Source organism: Comamonas sp. JUb58 (genome assembly GCF_004364775.1).
In the GTDB taxonomy this organism is placed as follows: domain Bacteria; phylum Pseudomonadota; class Gammaproteobacteria; order Burkholderiales; family Burkholderiaceae_C; genus Comamonas.
Map to the genome: position 1 here is coordinate 79,689 of NZ_SOAL01000017.1, position 16,297 is coordinate 95,985.

18 protein-coding genes are annotated in these 16,297 nt (G+C 58.3%); 17 read left to right on the forward strand and 1 reads right to left on the reverse strand.

Translation table 11 applies throughout. From position 1 onward, the window contains the following. Positions 1-4: 4 nt before the first annotated feature. From EDF71_RS18225 to EDF71_RS18275, 11 genes are read left to right on the forward strand one after another with little or no spacing between them, the layout of a single operon-like run. A complete protein-coding gene (locus EDF71_RS18225; protein WP_133857978.1) occupies positions 5-1,027 on the forward strand; it encodes a hypothetical protein in 1,023 nt (340 codons plus the stop codon). Beyond that, positions 1,024-1,320: a hypothetical protein gene (locus tag EDF71_RS18230; protein WP_133857979.1), complete on the forward strand. Its 297-nt coding sequence runs from the start codon at positions 1,024-1,026 to the stop codon at positions 1,318-1,320. The genes EDF71_RS18225 and EDF71_RS18230 overlap by 4 nt, the downstream gene beginning before the upstream one ends. After that, complete coding sequence (locus EDF71_RS18235; RefSeq protein WP_133857980.1) at positions 1,320-1,934, forward strand: hypothetical protein; 615 nt, start codon at positions 1,320-1,322, stop codon at positions 1,932-1,934. Before EDF71_RS18230 ends, EDF71_RS18235 begins: the two co-directional genes overlap by 1 nt. Beyond that, complete coding sequence (locus EDF71_RS18240; protein WP_133857981.1) at positions 1,931-2,632, forward strand: hypothetical protein; 702 nt, start codon at positions 1,931-1,933, stop codon at positions 2,630-2,632. The genes EDF71_RS18235 and EDF71_RS18240 overlap by 4 nt, the downstream gene beginning before the upstream one ends. Next, the gene (locus EDF71_RS18245; RefSeq protein WP_133857982.1) at positions 2,632-3,057 is read left to right on the forward strand and encodes a hypothetical protein; all 426 of its coding nucleotides are present in this window, start codon (positions 2,632-2,634) and stop codon (positions 3,055-3,057) included. Before EDF71_RS18240 ends, EDF71_RS18245 begins: the two co-directional genes overlap by 1 nt. Next, entirely contained in the window at positions 3,058-3,426 is a 369-nt protein-coding gene (locus EDF71_RS18250) for a holin (RefSeq protein ID WP_133857983.1), read from the forward strand. Further along, positions 3,419-4,054: an endolysin gene (locus tag EDF71_RS18255; RefSeq protein ID WP_133857984.1), complete on the forward strand. Its 636-nt coding sequence runs from the start codon at positions 3,419-3,421 to the stop codon at positions 4,052-4,054. Before EDF71_RS18250 ends, EDF71_RS18255 begins: the two co-directional genes overlap by 8 nt. Beyond that, complete coding sequence (locus EDF71_RS18260) at positions 4,051-4,641, forward strand: hypothetical protein (protein WP_133857985.1); 591 nt, start codon at positions 4,051-4,053, stop codon at positions 4,639-4,641. Before EDF71_RS18255 ends, EDF71_RS18260 begins: the two co-directional genes overlap by 4 nt. 3 nt (positions 4,642-4,644) lie before the next feature. Then, positions 4,645-7,173, forward strand: coding sequence for a hypothetical protein (locus EDF71_RS18265; RefSeq protein ID WP_133857986.1), 2,529 nt, complete (start codon positions 4,645-4,647; stop codon positions 7,171-7,173). 49 nt (positions 7,174-7,222) lie between these two features. Continuing rightward, positions 7,223-9,052, forward strand: a complete 1,830-nt coding sequence (locus EDF71_RS18270; protein ID WP_166656576.1) for a DUF1983 domain-containing protein — start codon at positions 7,223-7,225, stop codon at positions 9,050-9,052. Continuing rightward, the gene (locus EDF71_RS18275) at positions 9,049-9,450 is read left to right on the forward strand and encodes a phage tail assembly chaperone (RefSeq protein ID WP_133857988.1); all 402 of its coding nucleotides are present in this window, start codon (positions 9,049-9,051) and stop codon (positions 9,448-9,450) included. The genes EDF71_RS18270 and EDF71_RS18275 overlap by 4 nt, the downstream gene beginning before the upstream one ends. 88 nt (positions 9,451-9,538) lie before the next feature. On the opposite strand, the gene EDF71_RS18280 is transcribed toward EDF71_RS18275, so the two are convergent. Further along, entirely contained in the window at positions 9,539-10,315 is a 777-nt protein-coding gene (locus tag EDF71_RS18280; RefSeq protein WP_133857989.1) for a hypothetical protein, read from the reverse strand. Between the two features lie 264 nt (positions 10,316-10,579). Here EDF71_RS18280 and EDF71_RS18285 point away from each other — a divergent pair, with 264 nt between their 5' ends. The 6 genes from EDF71_RS18285 (at position 10,580) to EDF71_RS18305 (ending at position 16,284) form a co-directional block, all read left to right on the forward strand. Then, the gene (locus EDF71_RS18285) at positions 10,580-11,212 is read left to right on the forward strand and encodes a hypothetical protein (RefSeq protein ID WP_133857990.1); all 633 of its coding nucleotides are present in this window, start codon (positions 10,580-10,582) and stop codon (positions 11,210-11,212) included. A 37-nt stretch (positions 11,213-11,249) separates the two neighbouring features. Further along, the gene (locus tag EDF71_RS18290) at positions 11,250-12,002 is read left to right on the forward strand and encodes a hypothetical protein (protein WP_133857991.1); all 753 of its coding nucleotides are present in this window, start codon (positions 11,250-11,252) and stop codon (positions 12,000-12,002) included. Between the two features lie 10 nt (positions 12,003-12,012). Continuing rightward, positions 12,013-13,398: a methyltransferase domain-containing protein gene (locus EDF71_RS18295; RefSeq protein ID WP_166656577.1), complete on the forward strand. Its 1,386-nt coding sequence runs from the start codon at positions 12,013-12,015 to the stop codon at positions 13,396-13,398. A gap of 1 nt (position 13,399) precedes the next feature. Beyond that, a complete protein-coding gene (locus EDF71_RS18300) occupies positions 13,400-15,343 on the forward strand; it encodes a lytic transglycosylase domain-containing protein (protein ID WP_166656578.1) in 1,944 nt (647 codons plus the stop codon). 359 nt (positions 15,344-15,702) lie between these two features. Continuing rightward, positions 15,703-15,864: a hypothetical protein gene (locus tag EDF71_RS25100; protein WP_166656579.1), complete on the forward strand. Its 162-nt coding sequence runs from the start codon at positions 15,703-15,705 to the stop codon at positions 15,862-15,864. An 84-nt stretch (positions 15,865-15,948) separates the two neighbouring features. Beyond that, on the forward strand, positions 15,949-16,284 hold the full coding sequence (locus EDF71_RS18305; protein WP_133857994.1) for a hypothetical protein: 336 nt from the start codon (positions 15,949-15,951) through the stop codon (positions 16,282-16,284). Positions 16,285-16,297 lie beyond the last annotated feature (13 nt).

Genomic DNA, 16,297 nt, shown 5'->3' on the forward strand with positions numbered 1-16,297 from the left:
CGTCATGCTGTCTGCTTTCCCTCTGGCTGAGCTTGCCGCGTCCGAATTTGGCGCGGCAGACCTGGCCCGCGACCCACGCTACCACGCTGATGCAGTTGGCGGGGCGGATGTGCGCGTGCTGGCCGGAGCCCGTGGGCAGACGGTGGCAAATGTGGTGGGATCGGCCAGCATGGGCCAAGTAAGCAATCCTGCTCCTCAAGCAGTCAACAACACCGATGGGCGGGGTGAGTGGCAGGTGTTGGCTGATGCAGGGCTCTCTGCAGTAACGCTGGCTACCGGTTCGAGTTTGCTGCGAATCGCGCCCAGTGCCATTGGTGGATATGCCATGGAGGCGACTGCCACTGCGGTCATTGCGTTCATGGCTGTAGCTGACGGCACACTGGACTCTGACGCCTTTGCGCGTCTTGCTCTGGAGGCTGTCTCGGTCAGTTCAGTACTCGCGCACACATTCGGCTCAGCTGACCTGCGAATCTCTGCTGCCTGTGAGGGATCCATGGCGGTCTACGCCGTCAGCATTGCCAGCCTGGCAATAGCCACTGCCGCAAAAGTACAAGGCGTCTTCAATGGCCTGGCGCAAGCAGACATGAGGGTGATTGCACGCGCGTATGCCAGTGCAATGGCTGGGACTGATGGCATGGCACGCATGCAGCTGCAGTCGGCTGCAGTGGGCGTCTCAGGTGCCCAGGCAGCAGGAGCGGCCCAGGTGGAGCTCCAGAGCTTGGCGACAGGTGGCAGCTACATATTTATGCCCGGCACAGCAAGCGGGTTTTGGCAGGCCCTGTCCTTGGCTTACTCCAGTGCCTTGGCAAACCGAGCTGCTGCAGGTCGACTGAGTGTCGATTGCCGCGCTTATGGCCAGTCTGTCAGGAATGCCCAGGGTGTAGCCGCCATTCGCATTGATGCCCAAGCAGAACGCGGCACCAACCGTCTCAATCAGATGCCGCAAGGCTACGCGCTGGTGAGCCGGCCCTTTGAGAACCGAGCAACAAGCCGCCCTGCGGAGCCGAGAGAGGCGGTGTCGACATGATTCTTGAACGATACGAAAAACAGCCATGGGAGCGGAAGGACTTCGACCAGTCTTTCCAAGATTGGCTCAACGGTGGAGACATCCTGGACGAGGTGACTGCTACGGCCACCTGCCTGACGGATCCGCTTGATGCCTCTTTGGTGGTGGACAAGGTGGAATTTACCGCCGACCGGGTCAAGCTGTGGGTGTCAGGTGGCACCGATGGCCAACGCTACAAGGTGACCGTGCGGGCGACTACCCAGTTTGGCCGTCAGGACGAGTACGAGCTGATTTTCAAGGTGAAGGACTCCTGATGGCTCAGAAATTTATCAACGCTGGGCGCTTTGAGCTGCTGAGCGATCTTGCTGCTGGAGCGACGACCATCAATCTGGCCGCTGGCGGTGCAGCTTTGCCCGTGGCGAATGTAGGTACTGGGCAGCTGGGATCTGGTGGGGACTGGTTCCGCCTGGTGCTGCAGGACGCAAGCGGTCTTGAAATCGTAGCAGTGCGATCGCATGCCTCGGGCAGCGACCAGATGACCAATGTCCTGCGTGGCCAGGAAGGCACCACGGCCAGGGCATGGCTGGTAGGCACTGTGATCGCAAACCGTTTCACGGCTGAGGATGCAGCGCGTGCCGCTGATAAGGCGTTTGATTCGCTGACGGGCACGCCCAGCACGCTGTCTGGATATGGCATCAATGAAGTTCACGGCTCAGCATCGTCCGTCATGACCTATGACGGCAGTGGCCGCGTCTCGACCGTCACAGAGGTGATTGATGGTGCGAACAAAGTGACCACGCTCTCCTACAACGGCGACGACACAGTCAACACCGTAACAACGGTCTACCGTGGGCTTACACGCGTTGAGACCATGACTTATAGCAGCGGGCGCGTTACCGGATCCACTTCTACCGAGGTACAAGCATGACAGCCCTACTCACTGCAATCATGAACGCGGTGCGAGCTCTCGCAACGCAGCTGACAAATTCCGTCACCAGCATCAACAACAACACAAACACGGCCGTGTCGAATGCTCGCGGCGGTCCCAACTTGTGGGTATCGGGTGTTTCTGTTCCACAAGGGGCCATGGTTGTCTCGCCACTCGATGGCGAGGTTTATCGACGCCTTACGGCAAGCGGTTCCGGTGCTACAGACCCTGCGAACGACCTCACAAACTACTTGGCTGTGAGCTATCGCCGAGTAACTGCACTATCGGCCACGGTATTTGCAAATGGGACTGCTGCTGCAGGGAGCTTTGCCAATGGGGCAACCAAGGTGGCAATCAATCTCGCGGTGGGTACACGAGGAAACTTGCTCAATATTTCTGGACGCGGCGCGGTTCAGTTCTTGGGTTTGACGAAGGCTTCGACAAATGGCGGGCAAGTTGAAATCTATGCTGATGGGCGCACTTTGTTCAATGATTCAGTAGCTCCAAATAATCAAGAAGTTGCTGTATTTGTGGGGGCATTTAGCGGCACCACCCCTGGGTCTACTTTTGTCCCAGCCTACTACGCAGTGCCGGCAGCGGGGATTGAGTTCAAGCGCTCGCTTCAGGTTTACTACACGCCAGCGACAACGTCAGCGACAGTGGGAGCGTTGGCTTACATCGTAAGGGGGTCTGAGTGATGATCGAGTATCAAATCGGCGGATTAATCATTCGTGAAATGTCTTCTCCTGTGGTCACGGTTGAGCTGCCGGCTGTCGTCATTACCGGCATCACAGTCGACGAGGCCAACGCCGCGCGCGCCGTGATTGCACCCGACTTCCGCACCATGAAACTGCCAGTGGGCTCTGCTGTGACCATTGATGTGGAATTGCAGTGGCAGGGCCAGCGCGTGTCCGGCTTTGGCGAGGAATTCGCCATGCCCATGCGCAGCACAGACGGATTGATGCGTCACATCGACATCAAGTTTGTTGACGGCAGCGCGCAGTTCGTGGCCGCCATGAACGACAGCAAGCGCTGGGAGGTCACTCGCGAACTGATCAATAGCAACCTGCCACCCGAGGCCCACATGGATTTCGCGGGCATCACCATCACGGCGGTCGAATAAATGTCTGAAATTTTCAAAGAAGCCGCTGAATCCACCATCAGCACCTGGGGCCAGTGGATCGGCAAATCTATGACCTACGGGTCGGCAGGCGCTATGACATTTTTTGGTGCACTGAGTTCTGACCTTGTATTCGGTGCCCTGGGTGTCGGTGTGGCACTGGCCGGCTATCTGCTCAACCGGTTCTACAAGCGAAAAGAGGACGCCCGGGCGAGTGTTCGCGCGCGCCGGGACCAGATCAGCTGGGAAATGTCCATGATCGAGCGCTACGGCGAGGAGACCATGGTTATACGCTACGGATCCAACTGGCGCAAGCTGGGCAGCATGATCCGGACGGGCACCACCGACTTCGGAGCGCTGGCCAATGAGTGATTCCAAAGTCCCAAAGCTGCTGCAGAGCAGTGTTGTGGCCCTGATGCTGCTGATGGGCGCCGGCGGTGCCTACCTCGGGAACGAGGCGGCCATAAAGGAAGCTAACAGCAATGCGTATGTCAAGGCCGTGGCGGCCGACGAGACGACCTCCATGGCCGTCAAGATCGCCATGGTCATGGGCAACTACTACGAGTCCAGCAACCGGCATATTGGCCGTCCATATGTCGACAAGGCCGGCCGTGGCGAGCCCCTGACGGTGTGCAACGGCGTCACTGGTGCCGGTGTCGTGCCGGGCAAGTACTACTCGCCCCAGGATTGCTACCAGCTGGAGCGCGCGCGCTACCTCATGACCGAGGCCGCTGTTGCGCCGCTGTTGCGCTACTGGGCAAGCTACGACCCGTTTGTGCAGGCCACCTTCATAGATTTTGGCTGGAACAAGCCCATATCGTCGTTCAGGACCAGCACCATGCGGGCCAAGGCCAATGCAGGGGACCTGCTGGGATCCTGCTCGGAGAACCCTCGATGGAACAAGGGTACTGTCAAGGGCGTGCTTACCGTGCTGCCCGGCCTGCAGACGCGCGGTGATTCCAATGCCGAGCTATGCGCGGTGTGGAGGGTGCCAGCGTGATAGTCGACCAGGTGACGGCGCCCATTCGCCTTTGGAGCTACGCGGCCGTGCTGCTGGCCGGCCTGGCCGCTGGTGCAGCAGCAGGCTGGCAGGTGCAGGCCTGGCGGCTGGGCACAACCATCGCAACCCTCAAGCAGGACCGCAGCGACCAGGCAGTGGCCGACCAACTCGCCACGCGCGAAAAAGAGCAGACAGACCGCCAGAAGGAGCAGCAGCATGCCACAGCCTCAAACACCAACGAAGCCCAATTTATCGCCGACCTCAAAAAGCTGGCTGGGTCAGAAGCTCGGCGAGCTGATGACGCTGATCGGCGTGCTGATGAGTATCGGCGGCTGCGCGACGACTCCGCCAGACGGGAGGCCACTACCCGGGCCTGGGCCAAAGCCGAGTCCACGGCCCGTGACGATCTCGCAAATCGACTCGTCACCCTCGAAGGCCAGCTTGAGCGAGGGATCGGCGTGGTCGACGGCGGGCTCGTCGTGGTCGGCCGACTCCAAGGCGATCTTGAAAGGCGAGACGCTGAAGTCGCAGCCCAGCAGCGACAAATCCGCATCGAGCGGGAATTGAACGGATCTGAGAAGGACTGATTGATGGCAGTTTTAAAGGTTGGCAGCTTCCCCGGCCTGGTGCCCCGGGCTACCGCGCGCGGCATGGGTGGCGCCGGTGCGCAGGTCAGCCACAACCTGCTGCAGACCTCTGCAGACTTCCGGCCACTGCTGGGCGATTCCCAGGTGGCCACATGCCCGGCGGGGGTGCAAAGCCTGTACCGCATGATGCGTGACGCCAATGGCGTCATCCAGCAAGGCGACAGCACCGGCTGGATTACCTCCCCTGAAGCCCGGCGCTACGTGCGCGGCCAGATCAACGATGACGCCACCGAGCGCACGGTGGTTTTCTCGCGTGACGGCAAGCAAGCGCCGCAGATGACCACGGTGGCCGGTGATTTCCGGCTGCTGGGGGTGCCCGCGCCCGCTAAGCCAGCGGTGAAGCTGAACGAAACCAGCCAGTTCACTGCGGAGGATGCCCGCACCTGGCTGTCCGGCACCATGGTGCCTGCGGTGGTGAAGGCCATCCAGACGGCCACGAAGCCGGTCAACCAGGTGACTGGGCGGATCACGGCCGGCAAGCCCCGGGCCGGCGCCTATGAAATGTTTGGCCTCACGCAGTCCACCACAGAGCAGTGGTTTGGCGAGCTGACCATGACGCTGGCCGATGCCAAAGACAAGGGCCTCAACGTCACGGGCACCAGCGGGTTTCAATCCGGCGCCAACTGGGTGATTCGCCTGATGTGCCTGCCATTCTGGGGTGAGCTGGACACCACGGTGCTGGCCGCCGAGCTGCGCAAGATCGAGAGCCCCAAGGACGGCACCCAGGTTTTCAGCGATGCCCAGATCACCACCTTGGTCCAAGAGTTCGGCAAATTCCTGGATCCCGCCGACACCAGCATCAAGAGCTACCGCGACCAGATGGACGTGGTGGTGCGCAAGTTCAAGAAGGCCATCGATGAGGCCGTGCGGGCCTCTGCGGCGGCGGCGCGCCCGACTGAGCCGACCAAGCCCACGGTGCCTGAGTTCGTGCCCGACTATTCAGGCGAGACCATGTCTATGACTCGGGCGCCCGAGTGGATTGCCTACGATGCCGCCATGGCGCAGTACCGCAAAGATTTGCGGGCCTGGGAGGACCAGAAAACCGGCAGCGCCACCCAAAATACCGATTCGGTGGCCGTGATTCAGGAGTGCCAGAAAGAGGCGACCCGCCTGACCAGTACTGTGATTGAGGCCGAGTACCTCAAGCGGATGAACAACCTGCAAACCTATATTCAGGACTGGGCCTCCGGAAAGTCGCTGTCGAAGAAGGATGATCCTAACGGGCTGCTCGACGTGGATCCGGACCGCATCATCGAGGACCGCTTTTACCTGGTGACCTTCAAGACCGATCGGGGTGAAGAATCCGCCCCGAGCGAGGTTACCGATGTGCTGCAGGTCGACCAAAACGACACAGTCAATGTGCAGCGGCCGCCGGTGCCCGCCGGGCGCAACATCTTGACCTGGTGCGTGTACCGGTCGGCCACTGGCAATGTGGCGGCCTCATGGCGCCTTGTCGATGAGGTGGTAATCACGCAAGGCCTGTTCGTGGACAAGGTGCCCAGCTCCATGCTGGGCCAGCAGTGCCCATCCATGACCTGGGCAGAGCCGCCACTGCGCCGCGATCCCAAAAGCGCCGCGACCATCAAGCCGCCGAAGGGTGAGGATCCATACCTGCGCGATGGCGTGGCCATGCCCAACGGCATTGTGGCGGCTTTCCTCGACAACTTCGTGGCGTTCTGCGTGCCATACCGGCCGTTTGCCTGGCCCGTGGAATTCCAAATCACCACCGACACGCCTATCGTGGGGCTGGGCGTCTTCGGGCAATCCTTGTTCGTGGGCACCCGGGCTCACCCCTACATCATCAGCGGCTCCAGCTCGGGCTCGATGACTTCGGTAAAGCTCTCCCAGGAGCAGGCCTGCGTCAGCGCCGACTCGATTGTGTCGGCCGACGGTGGCGGCGTGCTCTATGCATCGCCTGACGGTTTGTGCCTGGCCAACGCTTCCGGCGTGCAGGTCATCAGCGAAGCACTGTGGGCACGCGAAGACTGGCAAAGGCTGAATCCTTCAAGCATTGTGGCGATCTGCCAGGATAGCGTTTACTACTTCTGGTGCGACGGCGGCACCTTTGCGCTCGACTTCAAGGCCATGCGCTTGGGCACTGTCGACCTGCCGCGCGGGCCCGTGCACAAGGACTACATCACCGATGCTGTCTACGTGGCACAGGCCGGTGCGGTCATGAAGCTGTTTTCGCAAGGGCGCCGCACGGGGCGCTACAAGACGGGCATCATGCTGCTGGCCGCGCAGGCGCCGCTGGCCTGGGTCCAGGTGGAGGGCGAGCAAAGCCCCGCAGCGCCTGCCACTATTCGCTGGCTGGGAGAAGGCCAGCTGCGCCACACCAAGCAGCTGAGCAGCGTGGAGCCCAAGCGCATGCCGCCCGGCCGCTGGCGTGAGCACGTCCTGGAAATCGAAGGGGAGTCGCGTGTAGCGAGCGTGGTGATGGCAGGCACGACCGAGGAGCTGCGCAATGTCTGATGAGTTCCTGAGCACACCCGATACCGGTGCAGTCAAGCTGCCGGCCCTGGTGTTCGCGCCCACGGGCAATGCGGCCACCGACGAAGCGCTGGCCCTGTTCAAGGAGCACCTGGAAGTGCGCAACGGCGCCCGGGGCAATCCCTGGGACCGTGCAGTCACGGTGCGCGACATCCAAGGCATGCAAGAGGCCTTTGCCGCCCTGCAGCAGCCCAAGGAGGCCAAGGACAATGAGGTGGTGCTCGACCTGGGCAAGGCCGGCTCGATTCCGCTGGCGGTCGACAAGTTCATTGAGGAAATCAAGAAAACCAAGCTCTTCAAGGACCTGCTCAAGAGCCTGGACGACCCAACCCGCTTCGATGACCTGCCGGCCGAGATCCGCGACATCGTGAGCAAGAGTGTGGCAGAGGCTGCGCTGGAGCAGGGCACCAAGATCACCCAGGTCAAGAAGCTGATCGAGGACCGCTACCGCAAGCTGGCCTATCAGGTGGACGAGTTATTTGCGGCACAAGATGGAAATGCCGCCGGCATCCGGGAAACCAAATGGGTGATCGCGGAGACGAATTTTGCCCAGGCCGGCTACATCAAACAGCTGCAGGCATCGCTCGGGAACTACTACCAGGATGGCTCGCCTGGCCGTGCGAGCCTGGAAGAGCAGATGACGGTGACCGCCGATCGGGTAACCGGATTGCGGGCGCAGTACACGATGAAGGTGCAGGCGGGCGGGGCGCTGGCGGGTTATGGTCTCGCGGCTGAGGAGGTCAACGGCAAAACCTCCAGTGCTTTCATCATCTCTGCCGACAAGTTTGCCGTCGTGTCGCCGACCTACAACGGCGGCATGACCAACACGCCGGCGCTCAGCATGGTGCCATTCGGTGTGGATGCCAATGGCATCTACATGAACACCAGCGTGTACATCAAAGGCAGCATGCGGGTGGACACCGGTGGCAAGACGCTGATTCAAGGGTTGCGCGGTTCGGTGAATATCGGCGTGTCCGGCAGCTTCTGGAGCGACACCACAGCGCGAAATGCGGTCTGGCAGCAGCTGGGCAACGGCGGCAGCGCGGCAAACAACAACCACCTGGTGATTGGCGATCAGGTGATGATCTCCAACGGCTCCAGCTACTCCGAAGCCAGGATGTGGAACGGCTCTTCCTGGGCAAACCCGGGCGTCATCATCAATGGCGATATGGTGGTCAACGGATCGCTGGCCGCCGAGAAGATCGATACCCGGAATCTGACCATCCGTGACGCTACCGGGAATGTGATTCTGGGAGCGGGTGCAAAGATGGATGTCGCCTGGTTATCCAACCTGGGAGCGCTCGGGAAGAAAAACAACATTCAGGTGAACTGGGTGGACAGCGATGTCCGGCTACCTGACGGCAGCCAGATGAAGGCGACAGATTTTGTCAATAAGCTGTCCAAGATCGGCAGCGGCAATATCGGCGTCTTCATGGAGAACGCTGCCATTGGGAACGCCTACATTGGCAATGCCGCTGTGAGCACGCTGACCATCCAGGGCAACGCCGTTACGGTCCCTGTGTTTGCCTCGAACCCTTCTGGCAAGTCCGGCACAGGCTTTTCTAACTGGACAGACGTGGTGTCGCTGAACGTTGTCATGGACCAGGCCGGGTGGGTCTATGTGCATGCTACTGCCGTCATCACCTATGGCTCAGGGTTCAGGAAGGTGGGCACCAACCTGCTGGTGAATGGCGCATCCGTTGCGGGCTATGAAGTGGACACGGGCTATATCTCGGTCTCGCATGCCTATGCGTTCTATGCCAGCGCGGGATCCAACAACATCGTGACGCTGCGTTTCAAGGGGGACACCCCCAGCTCGATTAACGATGCCATGCTTTTTGCGATAGGCTCCAAACGATGAGCAGCACAGTCAACTACGCCCACGACGGGACCTATCTTCTGGGATTCGGAAGTGCGGGCGGCGCGGTCTATCCCGAGGGAAGCATTGTGGAGGCGGGATACCCGCCAGGCTGGCCCATCCCGCAGTGCCCATCGGCGCGGCACCGCTGGAACATTCACACCGCTCAATGGGATGAGACGCCACTCACCGATGAAGAAGCTTGGGCCCAGGTGCGCGCCAAGCGCGACGAGCTGCTCGCAGCCTCGGACCGGGAGGTCATGAAAGCCTACGAGGCTGGCGTGCCGCTGCCCAAGGAATGGCGGGACTACCGGCAGGCGCTGCGCGATATCACATTAAATGAGCCAACTTTTAATGTCGTTTGGCCACACATACCTGCTGCGCAATTGCTAAATCGCTGAGAAACTCAGACCGTGATATCTTGCCAAAATAAAGCGTCTATGTGAACATGCAGAGATAGCAATAAGTAGGGCGCTAATTGACTGGCTCTTATCCTTGAGACTTGTCTCTTCTCGATACGGATATTCCAGCAATGCCGATTGCACTAGCCAACATTAATAAACCGAGAGTGTCGAGTCCCGGGACTGGGGTTGCAGTAGTAATCTCTGTTTGAGCGGCGTTAACAGCTACACCGTCGACTAGAGTGTAAGACATCGATGAAGCAGTGTTCCAGTTGAATGGTCGAAGCTCAATAAAGTGGCTGTTAGCACTAGCTTTAAATGATATGCTCTGTTTTTCCCAGCCGCTTTGAACTGTTCGAGCGCTTCCGCTTCCAGCAAGGACTCCATCGACATAAATAGATACACCCGCATCTCCATTTATAACGTTAGCCGCATTGCCGGTTTGACTGTCAATTCCGAAATTCGCAAGTTCCCAGCTGACTTTATAAAGTTTTCCGATCTCAAAGCCAGAAACATTCTGACCAATTCCTTCATAAAGTACTTCTGGGACTTCTGGTCCTCCCTGCGGTGGCAATGGACCGGAAGCAATGCCAACAAATGTTCCCCCATCGTCAGAACGTGATGATGGAGCTATAGTCTTAAAGTTAGTTATCGAATCGTCTAGACCCGTGGTAAAACCCACATCATTTATGTCAGGGGTTTTACTCTCCGGATAATTGCCAGTTGCTTGCCAAGAATCTGGAGCATTTCTGTGCCATTCGCTGTTAGGGAGGCTAGTACTGAGTGAGCCATTTACAAGCGTTGGAGCAGCGTAGGTTGTAAGACTTGCGGTGAGAACACAGAATGCGGCAATTTTCTTAAGCACTATGAGACCTTTGGTTAATACGTTTGATAATGTGTTGTTATATATTATATTGAGGATTAAATTTGGGAATCTATTTGTAACACAAAAAGATATCTGCAGGAGGGGAACATTGTTAATTATTCTAAACAACACCCGCTGATCGCAATTTCAACGATGGATAGGAAAACCGGATCTGCAGCTCTCTTCTTGAGCAGGCTCCTAAACTGAAGGTACTTGACATGCGGAAAAGTTCAAGTAGGTATTGAGGCTCAAAAGGAGGCCTCCTTGGACGGACTATCGATAGAGCTTGCCAAACGCGTGGGTCAAGTCCTGACCTTGGACGATGCCAAAGCAATTGCTCGCGCAGTGACGGGCGGGCATTCGCTCGACCTGGAAAGCATCGCACCGGGATGGCACGCTGATGCGTTCACCCTCCAACCCGTATGGCTTGATTCGGAATTTTCTGCCTTGGAGGCGCATCGCCTCAACGGTCTCTCAGAGGTTCACCCAGGCGAGCCGGTGGACGTGTGCTGGGAGAGGATCCGGGAGCTTGAGAGGCTGGGCCGATATGTCATCTTCGTTGCACGCTGGCCGGATGGGCGCTTGGCGGCGAGCCTTTGGTTGTATTTCACTCGCAGCCTGAACAACGGCACCCTTACGGTGACTGATGACATGTTGTACCTGGAACCGGAGGTTCGTAATTCGCTGCTCGCAGTCGGCCTTTGCCGCTACGCAGAGGCTGTGATGTTCGGCCTTGGGGCCCGTGCATGCACCTTGCAGTCATACGACGTGAACAAGGCTGGCCGCCTGGCCAAGTTCCTGGGCTATCAAAAGGTCGCCGATTTGTACCGCAAGGCGAACTATTCAGGCGAAGCCTCCCTTACTCCAACCAGACACCAAGGATCCACCAATGGCTAGTACACCAGACACCTCAGGACAGCAGCAGGCTGCACTGATGAGCGCCCAACTCTCGAAAGAGCAGCTCGAATGGGCAAAAGAAATCTATAAGGAAACTGCGCCTGATCGCCAGGCTGCTCAAGAGCGGGCAAACCAAATTTCCGATCTGCAAATGAACCAGATGCAGCAAGCATCGGACATGAGCAAGGAGCAGTACGAGCGATATAAAACACGCTTCCAGCCTACCGAAGACCGAATTGTTGACGAGGCAAACAACTACGACACGGTCGACCGGCAAAACTCCGAAGCGGCTAAAGCCGTCACGGATGTCCAGGCCCAATACACGGCTGCACAGGCCGCCCAGGATTCCGACCTTAAGAGCATGGGCGTCAATCCAAATGACGGCCGCTTTGCAGCCATGAAGCAGCAGGGCAGCACTGCTGCTGCGCTGGCTCAAGCCCAAGCAGCAAACACTGCCCGCCAAAACGTCCAGCAGCAGGGGTGGGCACGCCGTATGGATGCTGCCGGATTGGGGCGAGGAGTGGTGTCGAACCAGGCGACCCAGTCCGGCATTGCAGCGCAGGCAGGAGCCGGTGCCTTGAATGCGAGCAACTCGGGTTTGGCAGCGGGGCAAAGTGGCGTGGGGATCATGCAGAACGGCTATTCAGGCGCCATGCAGGGCCAGTCTGTAGCTGGAAATATCTACGGAAATATTGCACAGCAGGATGCCGCGACGAGCGCCTCAAACATGGGCGGCATTGGCGCGGGGATCGGCGCCGGGGCCACTCTGGGCGCCGCAGTGATTATTTAAGGCGATGGACATGAGTTCTACAGCTTCACAGCTTCCGGAAGCCATTTCCAATGGGGTGCGGCAGTTTCAAGCGCATCTGACAGGAACCGATCTGGAGCATGCCAGCCATTTGCTGGAGCTTCTCAATGCCCCTGATGGCGCGCTCATTGTTGATGCGGGGTGCGGCATTGGCGAGACTGCACGTTTGATGGAGCAGCTGCGGCCAGACCTGCATTTCGTGCTTGTGAACCTATCTGCTGAGCAGTTGGCTCTCTGCCCTGGCCACATGGAGCAGCATTTAGCTGACTACCGCGCTATGCCGCTTTCCGATGCCAGTGTGGACTTGGTGATGTTCAACTATGCCGCCTGCCATTGCGACGACTGGACTGCGATGCTGCAGGAGTGCCGGCGCGTGCTGAAGCCGGGTGGAAAGGTATTCCTGCACGAGCCAGCAGACTTTGGCGCAGACCATGAGCTATGGCGCAGCCTTGGTTCCGACATCAAGACGCCAGACGAAATGGCACGACTGGCAAGACTGGCTGGGTTCGCCGTAGAAAGCGCATACCTGCTGGAGTCCAAGGTTTCCCAATTTCATGCATTGGTGCCCGCAGATCAAGCGGATGCCATCGTGGCGGGCGTCGAATCGTGTGTGCTGAGCTTGCGCATGCTGACGGATCCTGTGGCTCAAGCCTTCAACCGTCATGAACGGGTGGGCCTGCAGTTTTCCGGCGGCCGGGATTCCACTGCCACTCTGTACCTGTTGCGCGAGTACTGGCCTTTGCTGACCGTCTACCACGTTGACGCGGGCGATCAGTTCCCCGAGACCAGAGCCATCGTGCAGAAAGTGCGTGCAGAGGTGCTCGCCGCCGGTGGGCGCTTCGAGGTCATCGTTGCTGACGTGCACGAAAGCCGCCGTGTGCACGGGTGGCCCAGCGATCTTCTGCCGGCGGACAACACGCCGCTCGGGCGCCGTGTCTCCGGCGAGCAGATGCAGCTGGTTGGCCGGTACGAATGCTGTGCCCGCAACATCATGCTTCCCATGCACCAGCGCGTGCTTGCTGACGGCTGCACGCTGCTTATCCGTGGCCAGCGCGATTCTGACTATGCGGCTCCGCCGGCGAGATCCGGTGACTTTGCCGAAGGACTCGAGTTTTTGTATCCGGTACAGAGCTGGACCGGTGACCAGGTCGAGCAATACCTGCGCGAGAACGGTCTGCCTATAGCCGACTACTACCCGGAAGGCATCAAGCGGGCATCGGACTGCATGACTTGCACTGCCTGGTGGGATGACGGCCGCGCGCAGTACCTGCGGCGGTTTTATCCCGAGCAACACAAGATTTTTATCGACCGCGCCGTGTTGGTGCGCAACGCCATTGCCAAGCAGATGCAGTGGCTCAATCACGAATTGGAGGCTTGATATGGCAGCAGGAGGCTGGGGATATGCATTGGCAGCGGCCGTTAACGGTGGGCTGCGTGGCATGGAAATGGCGAAAGGGTGGGAGCGTCAGGAGGAGGATGACGCATTTCGTAAAGAAGAGCGTGCACAGAAACGGCAGGACTGGAATGACCTGGCGGCTGAACGCCAAGCGCTGAAAGAGGCGGCACAGCCCGTGGCCGTCCAGCAATACACCGCCGGTCAACAGGCAGTAGACGCCGCCGGCGGCGCGGATGCCGGGCCGCCGCAGATCGACATGGCGCAACTGCCAGCGAATCCTGCAGAGACTGTTGGGTGGAAGGCTGGTAGGCAGTCATTCACCGATCAGGCCGCAGCGCAAAAGGCGGCGGATTCCATGAATACGCCTGTTGCCATGATGGAGCGCACCCGCGATGCCTACCTCAAAGTGGGTAAGCCGGAAAAGGCCATGGCGGTCAGCACACAGCTTCTGCAGCAGCAGGAAGCCGATCAACGCCAGTCCGATCGACAGTGGCGCAATGACCTGGGTCGCGCCATGCAAACAGGGCACGAGGGCCTGGCCAAGCTGGTCAGCGCATCGGGCATCGGCCCAATGGCAGGGATGACTGTGAAGCCCGTGGATAACGGCGATGGAACGGTGTCCTATATGGCGGTGGGCAAAGACGGCACGACCAGCGCCATCCCAGGCATTCCCCCATTCAAGAATGACCAGGATGGCGTGACACAGGCGGCCTTCATGCTGGACCGGACCATTACGCCTGAGCACCGGTATTCGGCGATGGTGCAGGACCGCCAGCACAAGCAGGCGCAGAGCAATGCCGACCGCATGTATGACCTGCAGCTGAGCCAAGACCGCAGGGCCACCCGAGCCGAAGATCGTGCAGAACATGCACAAGGCCGCCAGGATCGGTTGGCTGACATGCAGCTGGAAGAAGCTGGTATCCGCTTGGAGGGCCTCAAGAGCGATGCCAAGGTCCCGTCTGCTATCAAGCTGCAGGTGCAGACTGCGCAGGAAGAGCTCAAGACACTGAATACGGCAATCGTCAAAGCTCAGGCAGAAGGGACCTTTCAGCCGGATTCCCCACAGGGCAAGGAGCTGCTGGACCGCCGCAAGGCGCTTAGCAATGAGATCCGCACGGCCTTGTTCCCGTATTCCACCAAGGATAAGTCGGGAGGGGATCCTGCTGGATGGCGCTCGGGCGGCACCGAGAAGGGCAGTGCGCCCAACAGCTACAAGGATGCGGCCTGGGATGGTCACGAAGCGGAAGCCGCGAAGGCTGCCGGCATTCCATCCGAGGTGCTGCGCTCGGTGCGCGTGAACGGTGAGCGCAGCAACGGCGATCAGGTGAGCCCCAAGGGCGCCAAGGGGGTCTATCAGTTCATCCCTGCCACCCGTGACGCCGTGCTGAAGAAATACGGCTACGACGCATACAGCAGCGATCCGAAAGAGCAGACCATGGCTGCAGCGATGCTGCTTAAGGAAATCAACGGCCGCAACGGCGGCGACTGGGGCAAGACCTTTGCCGGGTACAACGGCGGTATATCCGGCGAAAAGGGCACCAATCCCACCACCGAGAACCGAGAGTATGTGCAGCGCACGATGTCAGGCCTGGGCGCTATCGCGGCGAACAGGATGGTGCCTATGTACGGAAATACGCTGGAAGCGCCGCCAGGCACAGCCGTGCGCGCGGCGCAGCAGGCCAGCGCGGCACCAGCTCCGGTGGCAAGCGCCCAGGCTTCGGATCCCAACAATTTCTACAACTCTTCGCGTACCAAGCAGCGCAATGAAGAGCGCAAGGCACGGGAGGAAGCTGAGGAGAAGGGGAAAGCTGCTCAAAAGGCGGTGGCCGAAGCGCAGGAGGCCCAGAAGAAGGCTGTGCAGGAGGCGCGCCGGCAGGCTGAGAACCACCGCGTAGCGGAAAACGCCGCCTCTATGTGGCAAAGGTGATTGGCCTGACTGACTTAAGAAACCGAGTGGTTTTCACTTTAAATTTCTTTATTTAAAAACACTTTAGTTCATAGTCAAACAGTGCAAACAATAGTTAACGTGTGCGCAGCTTTACTCACGAAAAAAAACACTAGTTAGGTTCGTTGCTAAAATTTCAACTGAATGTTTTCATTTGATGCTTTAGTGTGGGGTGAGCACAGTTTTTGATTGTGTTTATATTAATAATGAGCGATGAAGTTAACTTAAATAAAATTCTGCCTAGACGCACAATTAAATCCTTGGCGAGGCACAATATTCATACGGCTGCTTAAATAAAAGCTAATTATCCAGAGCGGCTTTTACGTTTGGATGGATTTGGCATGAAATCCCTTCGTGCGGTTGAATCTGCTTTTTTTCCGGATTTAAAATATGAGCCTGTGCCGACTCCATACATGAGAGGGCTCGGCGACTCTGAAATAAGTGAAAAGCTTTCAGTTTTTCTTCAGAAGACAAAAGATCAAAAACTGCATGGAATTAGATAGCATGACTTGCGGTTTGCGCTGTCAATACAAATTTTAGTGCAGGTCGAATTTTTCGAATTTGTATAGTGAATAAATTATCTAAAAATGAATCATTTTGAAAATGATGATGTCCGAGAAATTTTGCCTTTAACCGCGTGGAGAGCTTTGGCTAGGAATGATATTCATAAACGGGGGCAAGTGATAGATAGCTATCCTGAAAAACTGCTGTTGATGCCGTATATTGGCCCTAGCAAGTTTAGAACGATAGAGAAAATTTTTTTTCCTGGCCATTTTTACGCACCGAATATAGGTGATTCCAATAATAAAATGCAAAACGATGCCGGTCCGGGCACAGTTCTAAGACGAGCTCAAGGTGATCTGCATAGGTACGATTTAAATAGTAAGCAGTCAGATAAATTACCCGAATCCGATCCTGCTTAGCCTTGCACCAACC

What these genes read in the sequence shown, in the direction of transcription:
- EDF71_RS18245 (WP_133857982.1), top strand. Translation starts at nt 2,632, where the DNA reads ATGATCGAGTATCAAATCGGCGGATTAATCATTCGTGAAATGTCTTCT.
- EDF71_RS18225 (WP_133857978.1), top strand. Translation starts at nt 5, where the DNA reads ATGCTGTCTGCTTTCCCTCTGGCTGAGCTTGCCGCGTCCGAATTTGGC.
- EDF71_RS18265 (WP_133857986.1), top strand. Translation starts at nt 4,645, where the DNA reads ATGGCAGTTTTAAAGGTTGGCAGCTTCCCCGGCCTGGTGCCCCGGGCT.
- EDF71_RS18250 (WP_133857983.1), top strand. Translation starts at nt 3,058, where the DNA reads ATGTCTGAAATTTTCAAAGAAGCCGCTGAATCCACCATCAGCACCTGG.
- EDF71_RS18295 (WP_166656577.1), top strand. Translation starts at nt 12,013, where the DNA reads ATGAGTTCTACAGCTTCACAGCTTCCGGAAGCCATTTCCAATGGGGTG.
- EDF71_RS18305 (WP_133857994.1), top strand. Translation starts at nt 15,949, where the DNA reads ATGAATCATTTTGAAAATGATGATGTCCGAGAAATTTTGCCTTTAACC.
- EDF71_RS18235 (WP_133857980.1), top strand. Translation starts at nt 1,320, where the DNA reads ATGGCTCAGAAATTTATCAACGCTGGGCGCTTTGAGCTGCTGAGCGAT.
- EDF71_RS25100 (WP_166656579.1), top strand. Translation starts at nt 15,703, where the DNA reads ATGAAATCCCTTCGTGCGGTTGAATCTGCTTTTTTTCCGGATTTAAAA.
- EDF71_RS18230 (WP_133857979.1), top strand. Translation starts at nt 1,024, where the DNA reads ATGATTCTTGAACGATACGAAAAACAGCCATGGGAGCGGAAGGACTTC.
- EDF71_RS18290 (WP_133857991.1), top strand. Translation starts at nt 11,250, where the DNA reads ATGAGCGCCCAACTCTCGAAAGAGCAGCTCGAATGGGCAAAAGAAATC.
- EDF71_RS18240 (WP_133857981.1), top strand. Translation starts at nt 1,931, where the DNA reads ATGACAGCCCTACTCACTGCAATCATGAACGCGGTGCGAGCTCTCGCA.
- EDF71_RS18300 (WP_166656578.1), top strand. Translation starts at nt 13,400, where the DNA reads ATGGCAGCAGGAGGCTGGGGATATGCATTGGCAGCGGCCGTTAACGGT.
- EDF71_RS18255 (WP_133857984.1), top strand. Translation starts at nt 3,419, where the DNA reads ATGAGTGATTCCAAAGTCCCAAAGCTGCTGCAGAGCAGTGTTGTGGCC.
- EDF71_RS18275 (WP_133857988.1), top strand. Translation starts at nt 9,049, where the DNA reads ATGAGCAGCACAGTCAACTACGCCCACGACGGGACCTATCTTCTGGGA.